Genomic DNA, 18,194 nt, shown 5'->3' with positions numbered 1-18,194 from the left:
ATGTGCGCTATCATATAAGGAAAAATATGCTTTGACAACTGATTTTAGTGTAAAAACAATTGAGTGGTTAAAATAAGTGCAATTTGGATGGGTATCTTGGGCGTGTAAAATATCCATAATGAAGACATATCTTACTGATGGTATGTAAATATTTAAAATTATGCTCAGTTGAGCTTAAATTTTTATATCTCAATGATTACAATGCCCGCTTACGCAGTGTTTGTTATTGTGGTCAAAAGAGCATGACAAATGCGGATGCTCGGAAAGTTGGAATTTGTTATGGATCGGAAATTATTAACTGCTGAAGGCTATCAGCGCTTGCAAGATGAATTGAATCATTTGCTGCGACACGAACGACCAGAAATTACTAAAATCGTGTCATGGGCAGCCAGTTTAGGCGATCGTTCAGAAAATGCCGATTATCATTACAACAAAAGAAAATTACGGGAAATAGACCGTAGAATTCGTTACCTCAGCAAGCTTTTTGAAGTTGCACAAAAGGTTGAATATCATCCTCAGCAGCAAGGCAAGGTGTATTTTGGTGCTTGGGTAGAATTAGAGAATGATGAACAAGAAATGGTCAAATTTCGTATCGTGGGTGATGAAGAAATTTATGGCAATAAAGACTATGTTTCGTTGCAGTCACCGATGGCAAAAGCATGTCTAGGCAAGTCTGTCGATGATGAGGTTCAGGTATATACACCAAGTGGTCGGAAGAATTGGTATATTGTTGGAATATCTTATTGATAAATAAAACATTAAATAAAAAATATTATTTTAATAATCTGTATTGAATTGCTTACATATAGCAGCATTTTATTCATGGTTTCACCATTTGTTTCGCGTATAACATTCAGCAGGTTTTCAAAGAGGAGAGCAAATTTATTTTAGCCTGCCAGAGATTTAAAAGTTTGACTTTTAATTTCTATGTCGATATTATGCGCAACTCTTATTTATTGCTGGTTATTTTTTAATCTGGGTCGTTGATTTTTATGTGACTTAGTTTTCATTTATCTATTCATGTCATTTTTAATGACGCCATGACTGCCCCCTAAACATACGTTGATCAACTAATTGAAGTCTGGGCTTGCTCGATTTCATTGGGTAGTTAATTCCCTGTCGCGGAGTCACCATGCACAATCCAACTACATTGGCAGATAGGAGGCGTTTTCGCCTACACAATCTCAAAATTTCCTTGCCAACCAAAGCCCTCGCTTTCGGGCTTGCTATGTTACCTTTACATGCGATTAATGCCAGTAAAGCCAGCAACCAATATGCTCAGGTCATTAGCAGCAATACACTGACGGTCGTGGCAGTAAAAAGCCCAACAACTGTTTTTAATGACGGACAGTATTTTCATGGTTTCGGCTATGACTTAATGCGTAACTATGCACAAAGTTTAAATGTGCAGCTTAATTTTCAAATTGTTGATAGTAATGCCACAGCCCTAAAATGGGTGGCTAAAGGCAAAGCTAACCTTGCATTGACGAATGCTGATATGCAGAGCATTGACCAGAAGAGCTTAATGTCATTTTCGGCAAGCTGTGGTGATGCAACTGTTTTGCAGAAAAATGGGCTAGATACCCAGTTAAATTTGGTTTTTAAAGATGCTAAAGATCATTTAACACAAACCGCAAGTAGTTTTATTTGCCAGTCCAAAAGTAATGGCGCAATTCAGCATTTGGCATCATTTTACAATCATCATGTAGTGAATGAAGGCTCTTGGGATACGATTGAGCGCGATTTGCAGCAGCGTATGCCGATTTATCGCGCCAGCTTCGAGCGGGCAGCCGAGCAGTACAATTTGAATTGGCACATGCTGGCTGCAATGGGCTATCAGGAGTCTTATTTAAAACCGAATTCAGTATCACCAACAGGTGTGCGCGGTTTAATGATGCTGACCAGTGATACTGCAAAAGCAATGGGAATTGAAAACCGTACTGACCCTGAGCAAAGTATTCAAGGCGGTGCAAAATATTACGATTCGCTTTTGAGCAGATATGAATATATCCCTAATCCAGATCGTCACTGGTATGCCTTGATTGCCTATAACATGGGGCCTGGTGCAGTGACTTTTATTCAGAAGCAATTGGAGAAACAGGGAGAAGATCCAAATAACTGGTTGAACATGTATGCTTATTTACAGCGACATCAAGCCAGTAATGCACGGTATCTTCAAGCTTTGCAATATGTAACCCGCATTCGTGCTTATTTAGAGCATATTCAAAATCAGCAGTTGATTAATATCTAACAAAAAAAGGGAAGTTATATAAATAGCTTCCCTTTTTGTAGCAATTGCAGATTGAATTATGCAGTATGCTGAAGAATTTCTTTATAGAGTGTTTTTTGTTCTTGGCTTGGACGCGCAGTTTGTAGAGCCATCAGTTGTGACATGTCACCTTGAACTTTTATTTTGCCTGTCATAAATGCTTGCATAGCAGCAGTCATGTCAAATTCAAGAAACACTTTACGCAAGGTCTCTGCATCCATATTTAAAGTTGTTTTAGCGTTGTCTACTAAGCCCTTTTGAATTTTCCCACCATGAAGAGAAAGTTCAGTATTTCCACTGGTTTGGTTGACGACAAAATTAATCGCTAGATTTTCTAATGCTGGCGGTAAATTCAAGTCTCCAGCCTGAGCAGTAAGTTGTTCTACTGTAGAAAACCAATCTTCCGATAGAAAAGCAGGCATTGTTATTCCTCTAATTTGTTTATTTCTAGATGTATATGCATTTTTTGCACATCGTCCGTACTCCGACTTGTTATAACATGATCTTGTCGAAAAAAATGGTTTTTTTGTAGACGAGTGAGACAAATTACACAGAAATAGTAAGAAAGTATAATAGAGGCACAACTTTTTCGTGGTTGTGCCTTCTCATGCGGTTTATCTTAATTTTAGTCCGCTGCAAAGCTCAAATTGACCACATCCAGACGTTTTTTCATGTCTTCTGGGTCTTTAAAGTCAAATTCACGCTGTGAATCTAGCGCTTCAAAGTCGAACAGTTCACGGTCAGCCAGTTGCGATGGCGATACATTCTGTAGTGCGCCAAAAATGCTGTGTAAGCGTTTCGGGTACTGTTTGTCCCATTCACGTAGCATTTCATTCAACATGGCACGTTGCAGGTTTTCCTGCGAACCGCACAGATTACATGGAATGATTGGAAACTTACGCATTTCTGCATATTTAATGATGTCTTTCTCTTCCACATATGCCAGTGGGCGAATCAGGATATTTTTCTTGTCTGACGACAATAGTTTTGGCGGCATGGCTTTTAGGCTGCCACCATGAAATAAATTCAGGAAGAATGTTGCAAGAATATCATCGCGGTGGTGGCCGAGTGCAACCTTGGTTGCTCCAATTTCTTGTGCAAAACCATACAATGAACCACGACGTAGGCGTGAACAAACGGCACAGTAAGTTTTGCCTTCAGGGGTTAGGCGTTTGGTAATGCTATATGTGTCTTTTTCAAGAATATAATATGGAATGTTATTTTCTTCTAAATAACGCGGCAAAACTTCTTCAGGGAAGCCTGGTTGCTTCTGATCGAGGTTGACGGCAACTACATCAAAATTAATCGGGGCAATGCGCTTAAACTGCAACAAAATGTCGAGCAGGGTATAGCTGTCTTTCCCCCCAGAAATACAAACCATGACCTTATCGCCGTCCTCGATCATTTTAAAGTCACGAATGGCGTGGCCGACTTGACGACGAAGTTTTTTCAAAAGACGGTAATAAGCTGAACTGGTTGGAAGTTCAGGTTTGAAATTAAACCCTTGATTGGATTCAACAGGAGAGTACATAGACAGCAAACTCTTGGCAAAAATATCGCGCAATTTTAGCCGATTCGAGGGTACTTCGCATCTGTACATACAAATTTATTCACATATTTTTTCGTGTCATCAAAATGTTCCAAAAGGTTTCTAAACTATTCAAATCAATAGCCAGATTCCGAAACTGATGAATTTTTTCGCAATTCACAGTTTTCCACAAAAAATGTGGATAAAACTGTGGATAACTATACCCTTGACAGGAGGGATCGTCCGTTAACTAAGGCTTAGAAACAAATTGGTTATTTTTTAACCTTGTTTTATTTTGTTTATTTATCAGTAGTTTATTTATGTCAAGGGACTGTAGCTTAAAAAAAAATTAAATTTTTTTTGATGATTACTGAAACAATTTGACTTGATTTTTTAAATTAAGCTTGTTAAAAAGCTCGGCATGCACAGTTTTACTGTTACAATCAAATACAATTGTTTGCACAGAACATTCACTGGTAAACACAACAATGAAAATATTAAACAAAATTGCACTGCTGTCTCTTTATTGTTGCGGAAGTTGCCTATGGATCGCTTCTGTAACCCATGCTGGGCAAATTTATACGTATGAAGACCGTAATGGCACGCCGTTGCTCACCAATCGTAAGCAAAGCGGTCCACACTTGACCAAAGTCAAAGTGACTTATTATGCCGACAGTAACATCCACAGTTATCACAACTGGGGTGGTTCTGAGGCTGCGGTTTTGCCAAGTTATAGTAAAAATAAAGATGCCTTTGACCAGATGATCCATCATGCCGCACAGCAGCATGGTCTGTCCGAAGGTTTAATCAAGGCCATCATGCACACCGAGTCAGGTTTTAATAGCAATGCCCGCTCTCCTGTTGGAGCACAAGGTTTAATGCAACTTATGCCTGCAACGGCAAAACGTTTTAATGTCAGCAATCCTTATGATCCGCAGCAGAATATTCTGGGCGGTGCAAAATATCTGAGTTTATTGTTAAAGCGCTATAGTGGTAATACACATTTGGCACTGGCAGCTTATAATGCTGGCGAAGGCAATGTGGATAAATACGGCGGTGTTCCTCCTTTTCGCGAAACGCAGGATTATGTACGCCGTGTGATGAGTCGCTACAATAACTTGTATGCTAGCGGTATTCGTATTGATTCTGCTAAGGATAAAGATAGTGAGCCTGCTTCTGCGATAACCTCAACAGCAACCAAAAACAGCAGCCCAGTATTTACTTCTCATAAAACTGCTAGTAGCCGAAAAATTATCCAGCTATCAAATGGAACATTTACTGATATTGCAGTAAGAAACTAAAAGCTTACATATTTTGGAAACACGATTTTGATGTGTTTTCACGGATTTATTCTTGAATTTTCCCTGACAAGGTCGCATATTAACGACATGATTTATTGAATAGATAAATCATGTTTTTTTCTATTATAAGAGGATTTTCCTAATGATGCGGATTGGTTTGTTTTTGCTTACCAACCTCGCGGTACTGGTTGTCGCTGGTCTTATTTTGTCAGTTTTGGGTGTCGGAAGTTACCACGGTGCAGGTGGTTTAAACTTGGGCAACCTGCTTGTGATCTGTTTTGTATTTGGTATGGTCGGTTCGTTGATTTCACTTTTCATGTCGAAGTGGATGGCGAAAAAGACCACAGGTACAGAATTGATTGATCCAAATGCTCCTCGTAGCCAAGCGGAAGTTTGGTTATTACAAACGGTCGCAGACCTTGCACAGCGTTCAGGAATTCGTATGCCTGAGGTGGGTATTTTCCCATCTTATCAGTCGAATGCTTTTGCAACGGGTTGGAACAAAAATGACGCGCTTGTTGCTGTATCGACTGGTTTGCTTGAACGTATGAATAAAGATGAATTGCGTGCAGTTTTGGCGCATGAAATCGGTCACGTTGCCAATGGTGATATGGTGACTTTATCCCTGATTCAGGGGGTCGTGAATGCTTTTGTCATGTTCTTCGCTCGTGTAGTCGGAGACTTTATTGACCGTAATGTATTTGGTCGTCAAGATGACGAAGCACCAGGTATTGGTTATATGGTCATTAGCATGGTACTTGATATCGTATTTGGTATTTTGGCATCGGCGATTGTCATGTGGTTCTCACGTTACCGCGAATATCGCGCCGATGAAGCAGGTGCGCGTTTAGCAGGTAAACAAGCGATGATTTCTGCCTTGTTGCGTTTACAGGCGGAAAGTGAAATGCCTGACCAAATGCCGAAAGAAATGAAAGCTTTGGCAATTGCAGAAGGTAAGGAACAAGGCTTTAGTCTAGCTGCTTTATTCCAGACTCACCCAAGCATTGAGCAGCGTGTTACAGCTTTGCAACAGCTCAACTGTCCATAATTAAAGATCTTTTATCATGATACTATCAGCCAGTTAAGTAATTGACTGGCTTTTCTTTTTTTAGATTTAAGATGTTATATATTTCGTGGAAATGCTATCTACGACTACGACTGTTTGAGGCAAAAAATTTTCTAAAAACTGCTGTTTTTATGATTAATGTTTAAATGAAGAAATTCGCCGATTTTTGTGAAAAAGAATTTGCTTGTAAAGATGTATCCTTTGTCTCGATTTTACTTTTTATGTCACAGAACACAAAATTATCCTGTTTAAGATGATAAAAAATTTAACTTTGAGCTAAATAGAAAGTTAAGGAGATGATAGAACATCTCCTTAACTGGTGATAACGATGTTAGGGCACTTTTTTGCTTCAAGCTTGCGGCAAGTCAAACCAGATCATTTGAGTGTCTTGTAGAGCCTGTACTTGAGCATCTTCTGCAAAAAGTAGGGCATCACCCGCACCAACCAATTGTTCACCAATCATGACTTGCCCAGAAATGACATGTACATAATTCAGTGTATGTGTAGCATGGGCGCCAAGCTGATGGCCTTCTGTCAAATAAGCCGCTTTAACTTCGGCATCTTGTCGAATCACCATCGGTGCATTTTGACTTCCAACAATCAAGTGCCATTGATTGGGTTGTTGCTGTGGATCGCACTGGATTTGCTGATAGTTTGGCTCAGCATTTCGGACATTCGGATGAATCCAGATTTGCAGCATATGTACAGCTTCATCGCCCTGATTAATTTCACTGTGTTGAATACCTGTGCCTGCGCTCATAAGTTGCCATTCACCCGCAGAAATCTGGGTCTGATTACCCATAGTATCTTTATGGCTAATTGTACCTTTCAGCACGCAAGTCAAGATTTCCATGTTGTCGTGTGGGTGTGTGCCAAAGCCATTGTGAGCAGCAATCGTATCATCATTGATGACACGCAAAACACTTACGCCCATATAGTCTGGATTGTACCAACTACCAAATGAAAAACTGTGATAAGTATCAAGCCAGCCTGCTTTGACGTGCCCACGTTCTTCACTGCGATGTAAATAACTTTGCATAATTTTGTCTCCACATGACATTTCATGTTGTCTATGGCTTATTTTAGGCGTTTTATAAAATGTGATAAATGCTGTTAAATACAACTAAATATCCTAAAAATGAAACAATAAGGGTGTGGTATACCTGAGCTAGAACTTAATAAGTTGCCATTGAGAAAGTAGCTTGATCAGAGATTAAGATGATGAGGGAACAAGGCGATATGTACGACTTTATAAGATCATATTATTCGTCTATCGCATCTGAATGGGGATTGCTTTTAGCTTATACTTTCTTTTGACCGAATTTCGTCAACATTAAATCAATCCCTGCAAATACTACGCTGCCAATCGTGGCAAGCAGCATGTCTTTATGGGCATCCCAAACATCACCTTGTTGTCCATTATAATTTTCGGCAGCTTCAGGAGAAAGATGAATGGCAATCCACCATTCAATCAGTTCATATAGCATGCTAGACGCCATGACCAATTGAATAACTAAAAAACATAGCTGATATGCGCTGGCTTGAGGGAATGTTGCTTGAAATAGGCGTTTAAAAAAGGGATATAGCAAAAAGCCATAAGCAAAATGGACTAAACGATCATACATATTGCGTGACCAATGCATACTGGTATTTAAATCAAAACCTAGTAGGTGTTTGATCCAGTCATTGTAGGGGACATAGGAATATAAATAATGCGCTCCGACTATATGAATAATCAGAAAACCAATATAGAAACTAAAACTCAGAAAATTAAGCCCAATTTTTTTAAAGCAATAGCACAGAGCAATCAACATAAACACTGTGCCCGCCTGATGCAGTAGATAATCAGGATATTGAAGTGGATGAATACTCGCAATAACCAACGTGGCTGCGAGTATTGTAAATATGATGGCGTGTTTAAAAGTGTATTTTTGTTCGAGCATATTCTGTGTATTTTGCCTTATAAAGGGAAAAAGCGAAGCCGAGGCTTCGCTTTTTTGAACTAAAATCGTTTAAAACTTAAAGTTTGTTGATTAACGTTTTAATTTGTTTTGCCTGTTCAGCAGCATTGCCTGTATAAGTTGCAGGTGTTAACTCAGCAAGGCGAGCACGTTCTTCGCTTGGAACTTGAGCAAGTTCATCACCTTTGACGAAGTTCACCATCATTTCACGAGTCATTGCCTGACCACGAGTTAATGCTTTCAATTTTTCGTAAGGTTTTTCAATGTTGTAACGACGCATTACAGTTTGAATTGGTTCAGCAAGTACTTCTTGAGCATGATCAAGATCTTCAAGAATACGTGTAGCATTTAACTCAAGTTTACCAATACCTTTAGAACATGCTTCAAATGCGATTAAGCTTTGTGCGAAACCAACACCCATGTTACGAAGTACAGTCGAGTCAGTTAAGTCACGCTGCCAACGAGAGATTGGTAATTTTTCGCCCAAGTGTGCCAATACTGCATTGGCAATACCCAAGTTACCTTCAGAGTTTTCAAAGTCAATTGGGTTAACTTTATGTGGCATGGTTGAAGAACCAACTTCACCTTCTTTTAAGCGTTGTTTGAAGAAACCTAAAGAAATGTAACCCCATACATCACGGTTAAAATCGATCAAGATAGTATTGAAACGACGTAGCGCATCAAAAAGTTCCGCCATGTAGTCATGTGGTTCGATCTGAGTGGTGTAAGGGTTAAAAGTTAAACCTAAAGACTCAACAAAGGCTTGAGAATGAGCAGGCCAGTTAATTTCTGGGTAAGCAGAAAGGTGAGCATTATAGTTACCAACTGCACCGTTAATTTTGCCAAGCAATTCAACTTGTTTGAATTGTTTGATTTGGCGCGCTAAACGGTAAGCTACGTTCGCCATTTCTTTACCCAAAGTCGTTGGGCTTGCAGTTTGACCATGTGTACGAGACAACATTGGTTGTTCTGCATGTTGTTCTGCCAATTCAACGATTGAATCGATGATTTGTTGCATGGCAGCAACTAAAACGTCACGGCCATTTTTCAACATCAATGCATGCGACAAGTTGTTGATGTCTTCAGATGTACATGCAAAGTGAATGAATTCGCCTGCATTTTTAAGTTCATCGATGTGTGCGATTTTCTCTTTTAAGAAATACTCAACTGCTTTTACATCGTGATTGGTGGTACGTTCGATTTCTTTAATGCGTAGCGCATCTGCTTCTGAAAAATCAGTAACAATCGCATCCAAAGCTTGATTGGTTGCCGCACTGAATTCATTCACTTCAATAATTTCAGGGTGTTTTGCAAGTGCTTGCAACCAACGGACTTCAACAGTTACACGCGCATGAATTAAACCAAACTCAGATAAATAAGGACGTAAAGCATCACACTTACTGGCATAACGTCCATCTAAAGGTGAGAGTGCAGTTAAAGCGTTCATAAAGTTTCCTTCAATGTGGTGCAAAACACCTAAAACAAAAAACGGGATTAAATTTGACCAAGCTCATATTGCATTTGTGCAAGTGCTTGGATCTCTTGCAAAAGTTTGCGTTTACCGAATATTAGCTGCAATGAGCTACCACCGAGCTGTCGCCACAGGTGCGCCATTTGCAGACCTGTAAATAACGAAGCACGGATTCGGTTGGTATGTTGGGTATCTTTAAAAGCTTCAGCATTGCCACGAACTAAAATGCGCGGGTTGATTTGCCCTGCGGTTTCCACATAGGTTTGTGCAAGGTTAGCTAAAATGCTGGGATGTAAATAATTCTGGTCAAAAAAGGAAAGCTGTTTAAGAATTTGTTGCTGGGACTTTGAAATTTTCTGGACAAAATCATGGTTACGGTAAACTTTCTTTTCAAGCTGTAATAATGACATGGCATAGGTCATTGGTAGCTTGGCTGTCGCAAGTTTAGGAATCTTGCTTTTAGGCGTCGGAGTAAAAGGCTGGGTGATACTTTGCTCTAGAATTTTTAAACCCAACGATAAATCTGTGAGCTGCGCAAAAAAATCGAGTGTTTGTGAAGAATTGCTTTCGGCTGGTCTGATATTTAAACTGGCTTTAATCAATTGTTCAAAATAAAAATTGCCACTTTCGCCTATATTATTCAGTCCCATCATTGCGGTCATGTGGGTTAGCTGGGACGCTTGAAAAACCCCTGCTAACGCCAAGACACGATTTTGACGGACGGTTAATTGTTGAGGCTGTTGAAAGGGAAGATCAACCATGCCTAAAAATTCCTAAAGAAAAGCAGGTTTAGGTGCATTGGTATGATGAATCACGCCGCCGCCTAAACAGTTGTCATTGATATAAAACACAACACTTTGACCTGGCGTTACAGCGCGCTGTGGCTGATCAAACTCTACGCGTACACCTTCATGCTTTGAGTCATAAAAAATGGTACATGCCTGATCAGACTGGCGATAACGGGTTTTAGCTGTGCAACGTAAGCCAGTTGCAGGAATTTCTTGCTCACCTGCAACCCAGTCAATCTTTTCACTCCACAACGTGGTACTTTGCATCAGCGGGTTTTCATGTCCCTGACCTACCACAAGGCGGTTGCCGTCTATATCTTTATGCAGAACAAACCATGCACCTTCATGTGCATCTTTCATTCCACCTAGACCAATCCCACCACGTTGACCCAGTGTATAGTACATTAAGCCGTGATGTTCACCAACTTCCTGACCATTTTCCAGCACAATTTTTCCAGGTTGTGCAGGTAAATACTGTTTTAAGAAGTCATTAAAACGACGCTCGCCAATAAAGCAAATCCCTGTAGAATCTTTTTTCTTCGCGGTTGCCAAGTCAAGTTCAGCGGCAATTTTGCGAACTTGAGGTTTCTCAATTTCACCAACTGGAAATAAAGTTTTATTAATTTCGCGCCCATGAACAGCATGCAGGAAATAACTTTGGTCTTTATTTTGGTCAACTCCACGGAGCAACGGTGCATATGCTTCACCTTTGCTGTTGTATTGAGTTTCGCCACGGCGAGTATAATGACCTGTAGCAATAAAATCTGCGCCCAAAGTGATGGCGTGGTCTAAAAATGCACGGAACTTAATTTCTTTATTACACAAAATATCTGGGTTAGGGGTACGACCTGCAGCATATTCGGCAAGGAAATGCTCAAAGACACGATCCCAATATTCCATGGCAAAGTTTGCAGTATGCAATTTAATACCGAGTTTATCTGCAACGGCTTGGGCATCTGCAAGGTCTTCAAGTGCCGTACAGTATTCTGTTCCGTCATCTTCTTCCCAGTTCTTCATGAACAAGCCTTCGACCTGATAACCTTGTTGAAGAAGTAAAGCAGCAGAAACAGAAGAATCTACACCACCAGACATACCGACGATGACACGTTGTTGCATAGGACTAGGCATCCAAATTTGAAGTTAGATTGGGAGAGAAGGGGTGTTCATGAATCATGGATAAAGGATATTTATGACCTGTTAAACTATCTTGAATCGCTTGAATGACTAAAGGGCTGCGCGCGCGCCCAGAATTTTGCAATTCATCAAAAGATAGCCATGTCGCTTGAATAATGCCTGTATCGAGCTTGGCATGCGGATGCTCTTCGACGATGTGTGCTAAAAAACAGAAACGAAAATAGGTACGATCTGGGAACATTGGGGGAGTATAGGTATAAATGCCTAATAAATGATCGATTTGGATATCATGCCCCGTTTCTTCGCGTGTTTCACGAATGGCCGCTTCAACTAAAGTTTCGCCAGCTTCGACATGTCCTGCAGGTTGGTTAAACACAGGATGGGTAAACCCTTCCGAATGTTCTTCAACAAACAGAAATTTACCGTTTTTTTCAACAACGGTTGCAACCGTGACATGTGCTGCCCAAGCTGTCATAAAAAGCACCATGATTTAAAAGGTGTATTCTACAAAATTTAGTGGAGAATGGCTATGTCGAGATGACTTCGAGTTTGCGATAATTTTTAAAAAATTTTTAGATTGGGCGCCTCTTATACTTCATCCATCTGGCTATGATTTTCAATTCGAATTTTTGAAACGATTTGAACTTAACTGTGTACAAGGAGTGAGTAAAATTTAATTCTCAAAAATGTTTTTATAATATTTATTGAGTTAGCCATAAATAATCTTCAGGTGATTAATCAGTTGCTATGCTGGATTTGTGTTTAGCGTAAACAATAGGCACTTAGATCAATTTTTTAAGTGCCTATAGATAAGTAATGGATTAAATTCTAATTACATCATTAGAATCTGTAGTTTACACCGAGTAGAACTTGATCTTGGGTATAATCAAATTTCTCTGTATATCCTCCACCCCACGCTGCAGCACGGTATTTGGCATTGCCAAGGTCGGTATAACGATACTCGAGTTTTACAGAAACATTTTTGGAGGCTAGGTACTCAACCCCAGCGCCTGCGACCCAGCCATCTTGCCATTTTTTATGGGTTTCTGAAGAGGTATTTCCCTCTCCAACCACATTAAGAGAACGTTGGATTTCTGCGCTTGAGTAGCCAAATAAGCCATATACTAACATGTTATTAGTGACTAAATAGCCCAAACGACCTACAGCTGACAACGATTGTTTAATATCCGTTTTGAATTCACATGAAGTGACAGCACAGTCTAAAGATCCATTAAAATTTTGACCGCTAATCGCGTCAGCTTCGCGATAGTGATCATATCCAACTTCCAGACCGGCAATTGCTTTGGAACCTAGTGCCCAGTTATAACCTCCTAATATGCCTACACCCATACCATCTGGTTTTAAATTCTGAGTATAACCATTGAGTCCATTTGCATCATATTCTTTTCCCTTATCATTAGCATGAATATAAGCAGTTTCAACACCAATATAGGGACCACTAAAATTGTTATTTGCTAATGTAGTCGCAGATGAACCCAGACCAACAATCGCAAGACATACTGACACTGCTGTAGATTTAAATATTTTCATTTTACTACCTCTTTATAACATTATTGTAATTCGGGGTTGATTGTTTTTTATACAATGTATTTGATGTTAAATCAACTTTTATTGTCGAAGATTTTTGAAAAATTAAAAAATATAAATTAGGGATTATATTCTTAAAAATTATTTGTAAATCAGTGTTTTATATTGATTATATGAAGATATTTTTAACGAAGTTGAGCCACATTGAAAACAATCTGGAGCTAAATACTTTAGCCTGCGTTCGTAAAAAAATGAATTGTAAAATCAGCAGAAGATAAATCGCAATTTAATTGAGCGGCTGTATTTTTAAGTGAAGCTTATCTATTTGGTTATAAGGGGAGGATATTGTGATTTATATCCTCCTTATTTTATCTCTAGCCCATTGGTGATTAACCACATGAAGAAGTCTTCTGCTTTCAGTTGACGTCTAGAGGCATTCTGCTCTGGATGAATTGTCTCATGCACCTAGCTTCTATTGATTCTGTTTATGATGACCAGCCACTTTCACATAATGCCGAGCTGAGTAAGCTAAGAACGCTTTTTCTTCATCAGTGAGCAGTCTAACCTTTTGGATTGGGCTACCCACATATAAATAACTACTTTCCAAGCGCTTGCGTGGCGGTACTAGACTGCCTGCACCAATCATCACATCGTCTTCAATTATCACATCATCAAGAATGACAGTATTGATGCCGACCAGAACCCGATTTCCAATGGCACAACCATGTAATGTCACATGATGTCCAATGGTGACATCTTCACCGATAATCAATGGGGAACCATTTGGCTTGCTTGGTTTTTTATGGCTAACATGTAGCATGCAGTGGTCTTGCACATTACTGTTTTTACCAATTTGAATGGAGTTGACATCGCCACGAATGACGGCAAATGGCCAAACCGAAACATTTTCTGCAAGTTGTACATCGCCAATCACAACTGACATGGCATCAATATAACAACTGTCATCAACCTGAGGGGTATGTTCTAAATAGGGGCGGATATTATTCATCATGTAGACTGGCGGTGTTTGAAATAGGCTTGAGTATAAAATAAAAAAAGCATCCATAATCATGTCATGGATGCTTCTGTTGAGGTTATATTTTTAATTAGAACAATTTGCTAAAGAATTGTTTGATATGGTCAACCAAACGAGAGAAGAAACCTGCTTCATTGACTGCTTTAAGTGCGACAACAGGCTTTTCAGCAATGACTTTGCCATCTAAAGTTGCGACTAACTTACCGATGGTTTGACCTTGTTTAAGCGGTGCATTGACTTCAGAAGAAATCTGTAAGCTGGTTTTAATCGCACTTGCCTGACCTTTTGGCATAGTTACATTGAAGTCTTCAGCTAAACCTGCAGGTACTTCATTTTCTGTGCCATACCAGACGCGAACATTTTTAAGGGGTTGATTGGCAGGTTGTACTTTTACAGTTTCATAGTTTGCAAAGCCCCAAGCCAATAATGCTCGAGTTTGTGATGCACGTTCGTTGACGCTTGGTGTACCAAAAATCACCGAGATTAAGCGCATTGGGCCACGTTTACTTGATGTCGTCAAACAGTAACCCGCTTCATCTGTATGGCCTGTTTTTAAACCATCAACACTTGGGTCTGTATATAACAGCGGGTTACGGTTACCTTGCTTAATACCATTAAACGCAAATGCTTTTTCTGAGTAAATTGGGTAATATTTGGCACTATCATGAATAATGTGCTGTGCCAATATTGCCATATCTTTTGCACTAGAGTAATGACCATCGGCAGGAAGACCTGTAGCATTCATGAAGTGAGTGTTGTTCATGCCAATGCGTTTGGCTTCTTGGTTCATCATATAGGCAAATGTGCCTTCATTACCCGCAATGTGCTCAGCCATGGCTTTAGAGGCATCATTACCTGACTGAATAATAATACCACGTAACATTTCAAGCACAGTTGCCGTGCCATTTAAAGGAACATACATACATGATTCGGTGCTGCTGCCTCGACACCATGCTGATTCGTTCATGCGAACTTTTTCACCTTCGGTGAGCTGACCTTTAAGTAATTTTTGTTCAATGATGTAGCTGGTCATCATTTTGGTCATGGAAGCAGGCGCTAGCTTTTCATTTTCATTCTTCGCAGCAAGCACTTGTCCCGTTTCGTAATCCATTAACACATACGATTTATTATTTAAATCTGGTGGCGAAGATAAGACTGTTGCTGCATATGAGAAGGATGGTAAAAGTAGTAGGGCAGCAAAGGCACTTTTTCGGCTCATTCTGTATATTCCAGTGGTTGTAGCGGCAAACAAAGTCTAGCATTTTAGGATAAAGCCAAGTGGACTTCTAGACACGAGCTTTGCTTATTTCGATGAGTATTGTAACGAAATTAAGAATCTTTATTTAAGGTCGAAATTTCACCGCAAATATCTTTGTTTTGTTGTTCACCAGCCTTTTTGGCATCGTTTTGCGCTTCAATAATATATTTTTGGAAATCTTTCTGTTTAGCGCGTTGTTCTAATGCCTGTACAGGGTCTTTTTCATCTGGCATGTTTTCTTTGACCAGTGCTGCATAACCTGTCTGATAGTTCGGGTCTTTATTGAAACCGTAACTTGTGCATAGCTGAGATAGAACAACGATTGCAGCCAGTTCTTCCGGGGTTGTTTCGTTGTGTTCAGATGTAACTTCAATTTTTTCTGTAGGCGTTTCAGCATAAGCCAGTGAGATGCCTAAGCTTGAACCACAAAGTAAACCAATTATTAATTTATGTGTAATCGACTTGATCATGAGCTAAATATCATTACTAAAACAGTGTACAAAGATTACCTGTTTTTAACAAAAATAACAGCAGGAAAACTGTATTAAAGCTGTATTTTTACTCATTTTTTTAAAATAAAAACAGTGAGTTAAATTTAATTTGTAAAATGAATAAAATTTGTACTTATTGGGCATTCAGCACTTCTTCACATGCCGCTTTTAATTCAGATTGGCTCATTTCCTGACTATTACTTTTGCTTTCTGCAAGCAAGGATTGATATTCGTGATCTTGCGGTAGTTCTTGCAGAGATCTTGAGCGCGATAGAATATGCTGGTTTTGGTCGATCAAACGTTGCATATTTTGCTGAAATTGTGGATGTTTGCCGATGACCTGATGACATAGCTCCGATAAAACCTGCAAAGAAGCGAGGTCTCCTTTGGTGAGGCTCTCTTGTTCTTCTAGACTGAAATCAGAATTTGCTGATGCAGATAACATCATACTCAAGGTAAAAGTTGCACAGAAAAGACGTTTTGCAAAATAGATCATATTGCACACAAATTTTTAGTGGATTCGATTGCGCCAATATATATACTTCTAGGCTTAAATCAGCAAGTAGTTTTTTTCTAAGAGTTTTTTTGTGAATATTTTAATTGCCAATGATGATGGTGTATTTGCACCAGGGATACAAGCCTTAGCACAAGCGTTAAAGCCTTTAGGTCGGGTCGTGATTGTCGCACCAGAATCTGAACGTAGTGGATTTTCTAGTGCACTGACGCTTGATCGCCCACTATGTCCTATTGAAATTATGCCTGATGTTTGGGCGGTCAATGGCACGCCTGCAGACTGTGTTTACTTGGCAGTGAATGGTTTGTTTGATGTTGAGTTTGATTTGGTGGTGAGCGGTATTAATAGTGGCGCTAACTTGGGTGATGATGTGCTCTATTCTGGTACGGTGGGGGCTGCATTTGAAGGACGTTTAACAACACATCCTGCAATTGCAGTGTCATTGTCTGGTGCGCATGTACGTAATTACCAGTCTGCACAGGATTATCAGGTGGCAGCACAGTGGGTGCATGATTTTATTGCTCAAGGATTGCCTCAGTTGCCTGAGCGACATATTTTAAATATTAATATTCCCGATGTGCCAGAACTCAAAGGGGCTTTGGTGACTTATCAGGGGCGTCGCCGTCAATCTAAGCCGATTAGCAGTCATGTTGATCCGCGTGGACGTCAGGTGTACTGGATCGGCCTTTCAGGAGAAGCTGTCGCTGAACCTGCTAAAACTGAACATCATTTGCAATCCGATTTTTATGCAGTCAATCATGGCTATGTCAGCATCACGCCTATTCAGATGGATGCAACCAATTATCAAATCTTGCAGCATTTACACGAACAGCTTGTCTAAAGTGAAGAGGTTTCTTGGTGCTGCTGTGTTGAGACTTTGTGACAAATCGGATCAATTCGGTGTGTCACAAATTTTTTTTGGTAATCTTAGCCCATGAATAGAACATTTTCTTTGATAGAGAGGAAAGTTGATGCAGGTGTTGCAACAGTATTTTGTTAAAAAACAAAAACAAACAACGTGGTTGAAACCACTATTTTTATCTGTCGCTGCATTTTCAATGGTTGCATTTACAGGATGTGCCTCTAAACCGCAGGTTCAGGCAACGCGCTACAGTCATGCTACAGCCCCAAATTACTATACGGTACGTTCTGGGGATACCTTAAGCGGAATTGCGGCGCGTTATGGATTAGACTATGTGACAGTCGCACGTTTGAATGGGATTGCACCGCCTTATACAATTTATGTGCATCAGTCACTTAAATTAAAAGGCTCAGCGCCATCTTCCACAACAACATCACCAGTGATGGCACACACCAATAGCCGAATATCACAGCAAACTGCACCAAGAGTGCAGCGCCGTGAACTACCTATGCCATCGACTACAACTTTAGTCGCAGCACCAACCGCAACGCGTACACAAACTCAGACTGCACCAGTCCCTGTAAATAATGGTTTGCAATGGATACTTCCATCTCAGAACCCAATTATTCAAAATTATAATCTTGCCAATAATATTAAAGGCGTGCGTTTTGGTGGACAGCAAGGTGATCCTGTCGTTGCAACCGCAGCGGGACAAGTTGTTTATGCAGATAACGGTTTGAAAGAATTTGGGAATTTGATTTTAATTCGGCATAGCAATGGCTATATCAGTGCTTATGCGCATAATAGCAAAATGCTGGTTAAGAGTGGTCAGACTGTATCTGCAGGGCAGAAAATTGCCGAAATGGGTTCAACAGGAGCAGACCGTGTGATGCTGGAATTTCAGATTCGCTCAGACGGAAAACCGATTGATCCAATGCAACTCATTGCAAAAAATTCATAAAGCTTA

At 39.9% G+C, this 18,194-nt stretch carries 19 protein-coding genes; 6 read left to right on the top strand and 13 right to left on the bottom strand.

Annotated elements, in window-relative coordinates:
* Window positions 1-279: 279 nt before the first annotated feature.
* Both greB and P255_RS08655 read left to right on the top strand, forming a co-directional pair.
* Complete coding sequence (gene greB, locus P255_RS08660; protein WP_035365133.1) at window positions 280-747, top strand: transcription elongation factor GreB; 468 nt, start codon at window positions 280-282, stop codon at window positions 745-747.
* A gap of 385 nt (window positions 748-1,132) precedes the next feature.
* The gene (locus P255_RS08655; RefSeq protein ID WP_004900271.1) at window positions 1,133-2,251 is read left to right on the top strand and encodes a transglycosylase SLT domain-containing protein; all 1,119 of its coding nucleotides are present in this window, start codon (window positions 1,133-1,135) and stop codon (window positions 2,249-2,251) included.
* Between the two features lie 56 nt (window positions 2,252-2,307).
* Here P255_RS08655 and P255_RS08650 read toward each other — a convergent pair whose 3' ends face one another.
* Together P255_RS08650 and ttcA are read right to left on the bottom strand one after the other, a co-directional pair.
* Window positions 2,308-2,691, bottom strand: a complete 384-nt coding sequence (locus P255_RS08650; RefSeq protein WP_004751348.1) for an SCP2 sterol-binding domain-containing protein — start codon at window positions 2,689-2,691, stop codon at window positions 2,308-2,310.
* 203 nt (window positions 2,692-2,894) lie between these two features.
* Entirely contained in the window at window positions 2,895-3,800 is a 906-nt protein-coding gene (ttcA, locus tag P255_RS08645) for a tRNA 2-thiocytidine(32) synthetase TtcA (RefSeq protein ID WP_004900272.1), read from the bottom strand.
* Window positions 3,801-4,285: 485 nt separating this feature from the next.
* Between ttcA and P255_RS08640 the strand changes: the two genes are divergently transcribed.
* Window positions 4,286-5,098, top strand: a complete 813-nt coding sequence (locus P255_RS08640; protein ID WP_004900274.1) for a lytic transglycosylase domain-containing protein — start codon at window positions 4,286-4,288, stop codon at window positions 5,096-5,098.
* Window positions 5,099-5,240: 142 nt separating this feature from the next.
* On the top strand, window positions 5,241-6,146 hold the full coding sequence (htpX, locus tag P255_RS08635) for a protease HtpX (RefSeq protein WP_004900278.1): 906 nt from the start codon (window positions 5,241-5,243) through the stop codon (window positions 6,144-6,146).
* Window positions 6,147-6,513: 367 nt separating this feature from the next.
* Here htpX and P255_RS08630 read toward each other — a convergent pair whose 3' ends face one another.
* The 11 genes from P255_RS08630 to P255_RS08580 all read right to left on the bottom strand — a co-directional run bounded on the left by P255_RS08630 (window position 6,514) and on the right by P255_RS08580 (window position 16,347).
* A complete protein-coding gene (locus P255_RS08630) occupies window positions 6,514-7,203 on the bottom strand; it encodes a pirin family protein (protein ID WP_004900280.1) in 690 nt (229 codons plus the stop codon).
* A 262-nt stretch (window positions 7,204-7,465) separates the two neighbouring features.
* Window positions 7,466-8,107, bottom strand: coding sequence for a DUF2238 domain-containing protein (locus P255_RS08625; protein WP_004900283.1), 642 nt, complete (start codon window positions 8,105-8,107; stop codon window positions 7,466-7,468).
* A 76-nt stretch (window positions 8,108-8,183) separates the two neighbouring features.
* Window positions 8,184-9,572: an adenylosuccinate lyase gene (gene purB, locus P255_RS08620; protein ID WP_004900285.1), complete on the bottom strand. Its 1,389-nt coding sequence runs from the start codon at window positions 9,570-9,572 to the stop codon at window positions 8,184-8,186.
* A gap of 47 nt (window positions 9,573-9,619) precedes the next feature.
* Window positions 9,620-10,357 (bottom strand): high frequency lysogenization protein HflD, encoded by a 738-nt coding sequence (hflD, locus tag P255_RS08615; protein ID WP_004900287.1) that lies wholly within the window; start codon window positions 10,355-10,357, stop codon window positions 9,620-9,622.
* A 12-nt stretch (window positions 10,358-10,369) separates the two neighbouring features.
* Complete coding sequence (gene mnmA / locus P255_RS08610) at window positions 10,370-11,500, bottom strand: tRNA 2-thiouridine(34) synthase MnmA (RefSeq protein ID WP_004900289.1); 1,131 nt, start codon at window positions 11,498-11,500, stop codon at window positions 10,370-10,372.
* 4 nt (window positions 11,501-11,504) lie between these two features.
* Window positions 11,505-11,993, bottom strand: coding sequence for an NUDIX hydrolase (locus P255_RS08605; RefSeq protein ID WP_004900292.1), 489 nt, complete (start codon window positions 11,991-11,993; stop codon window positions 11,505-11,507).
* A 365-nt stretch (window positions 11,994-12,358) separates the two neighbouring features.
* Window positions 12,359-13,069, bottom strand: coding sequence for an outer membrane protein (locus P255_RS08600; protein ID WP_004900294.1), 711 nt, complete (start codon window positions 13,067-13,069; stop codon window positions 12,359-12,361).
* A 469-nt stretch (window positions 13,070-13,538) separates the two neighbouring features.
* Window positions 13,539-14,078, bottom strand: a complete 540-nt coding sequence (locus P255_RS08595; RefSeq protein WP_035365343.1) for a gamma carbonic anhydrase family protein — start codon at window positions 14,076-14,078, stop codon at window positions 13,539-13,541.
* Between the two features lie 94 nt (window positions 14,079-14,172).
* A complete protein-coding gene (gene dacC / locus P255_RS08590) occupies window positions 14,173-15,321 on the bottom strand; it encodes a D-alanyl-D-alanine carboxypeptidase PBP5/6 (protein WP_004900300.1) in 1,149 nt (382 codons plus the stop codon).
* A gap of 110 nt (window positions 15,322-15,431) precedes the next feature.
* Window positions 15,432-15,830, bottom strand: coding sequence for an MCR_0457 family protein (locus P255_RS08585; RefSeq protein ID WP_004900303.1), 399 nt, complete (start codon window positions 15,828-15,830; stop codon window positions 15,432-15,434).
* A 154-nt stretch (window positions 15,831-15,984) separates the two neighbouring features.
* A complete protein-coding gene (locus P255_RS08580; RefSeq protein ID WP_004900307.1) occupies window positions 15,985-16,347 on the bottom strand; it encodes an MCR_0457 family protein in 363 nt (120 codons plus the stop codon).
* A 91-nt stretch (window positions 16,348-16,438) separates the two neighbouring features.
* On the opposite strand from P255_RS08580, the gene surE reads away from it, so the two are divergent.
* Together surE and P255_RS08570 are read left to right on the top strand one after the other, a co-directional pair.
* Window positions 16,439-17,206: a 5'/3'-nucleotidase SurE gene (surE, locus tag P255_RS08575; protein WP_004900308.1), complete on the top strand. Its 768-nt coding sequence runs from the start codon at window positions 16,439-16,441 to the stop codon at window positions 17,204-17,206.
* A gap of 130 nt (window positions 17,207-17,336) precedes the next feature.
* Window positions 17,337-18,188, top strand: a complete 852-nt coding sequence (locus P255_RS08570) for a peptidoglycan DD-metalloendopeptidase family protein (RefSeq protein ID WP_004900311.1) — start codon at window positions 17,337-17,339, stop codon at window positions 18,186-18,188.
* Window positions 18,189-18,194: the final 6 nt, after the last annotated feature.

The organism is Acinetobacter brisouii CIP 110357, from assembly GCF_000488275.1.
GTDB lineage: Bacteria > Pseudomonadota > Gammaproteobacteria > Pseudomonadales > Moraxellaceae > Acinetobacter > Acinetobacter brisouii.
The sequence above is the reverse complement of the archived record's forward strand: the minus strand, read 5'-3'. Positions and strand labels throughout refer to the sequence as shown.

Excerpts from the sequence above, each read along its gene's own strand:
- greB (WP_035365133.1), top strand. The coding sequence starts at position 280 with ATGGATCGGAAATTATTAACTGCTGAAGGCTATCAGCGCTTGCAAGAT.
- P255_RS08655 (WP_004900271.1), top strand. The coding sequence starts at position 1,133 with ATGCACAATCCAACTACATTGGCAGATAGGAGGCGTTTTCGCCTACAC.
- P255_RS08650 (WP_004751348.1), bottom strand. The coding sequence starts at position 2,691 with ATGCCTGCTTTTCTATCGGAAGATTGGTTTTCTACAGTAGAACAACTT.
- ttcA (WP_004900272.1), bottom strand. The coding sequence starts at position 3,800 with ATGTACTCTCCTGTTGAATCCAATCAAGGGTTTAATTTCAAACCTGAA.
- P255_RS08640 (WP_004900274.1), top strand. The coding sequence starts at position 4,286 with ATGAAAATATTAAACAAAATTGCACTGCTGTCTCTTTATTGTTGCGGA.
- htpX (WP_004900278.1), top strand. The coding sequence starts at position 5,241 with ATGATGCGGATTGGTTTGTTTTTGCTTACCAACCTCGCGGTACTGGTT.
- P255_RS08630 (WP_004900280.1), bottom strand. The coding sequence starts at position 7,203 with ATGCAAAGTTATTTACATCGCAGTGAAGAACGTGGGCACGTCAAAGCA.
- P255_RS08625 (WP_004900283.1), bottom strand. The coding sequence starts at position 8,107 with ATGCTCGAACAAAAATACACTTTTAAACACGCCATCATATTTACAATA.
- purB (WP_004900285.1), bottom strand. The coding sequence starts at position 9,572 with ATGAACGCTTTAACTGCACTCTCACCTTTAGATGGACGTTATGCCAGT.
- hflD (WP_004900287.1), bottom strand. The coding sequence starts at position 10,357 with ATGGTTGATCTTCCCTTTCAACAGCCTCAACAATTAACCGTCCGTCAA.
- mnmA (WP_004900289.1), bottom strand. The coding sequence starts at position 11,500 with ATGCAACAACGTGTCATCGTCGGTATGTCTGGTGGTGTAGATTCTTCT.
- P255_RS08605 (WP_004900292.1), bottom strand. The coding sequence starts at position 11,993 with ATGACAGCTTGGGCAGCACATGTCACGGTTGCAACCGTTGTTGAAAAA.
- P255_RS08600 (WP_004900294.1), bottom strand. The coding sequence starts at position 13,069 with ATGAAAATATTTAAATCTACAGCAGTGTCAGTATGTCTTGCGATTGTT.
- P255_RS08595 (WP_035365343.1), bottom strand. The coding sequence starts at position 14,078 with ATGATGAATAATATCCGCCCCTATTTAGAACATACCCCTCAGGTTGAT.
- dacC (WP_004900300.1), bottom strand. The coding sequence starts at position 15,321 with ATGAGCCGAAAAAGTGCCTTTGCTGCCCTACTACTTTTACCATCCTTC.
- P255_RS08585 (WP_004900303.1), bottom strand. The coding sequence starts at position 15,830 with ATGATCAAGTCGATTACACATAAATTAATAATTGGTTTACTTTGTGGT.
- P255_RS08580 (WP_004900307.1), bottom strand. The coding sequence starts at position 16,347 with ATGATCTATTTTGCAAAACGTCTTTTCTGTGCAACTTTTACCTTGAGT.
- P255_RS08570 (WP_004900311.1), top strand. The coding sequence starts at position 17,337 with ATGCAGGTGTTGCAACAGTATTTTGTTAAAAAACAAAAACAAACAACG.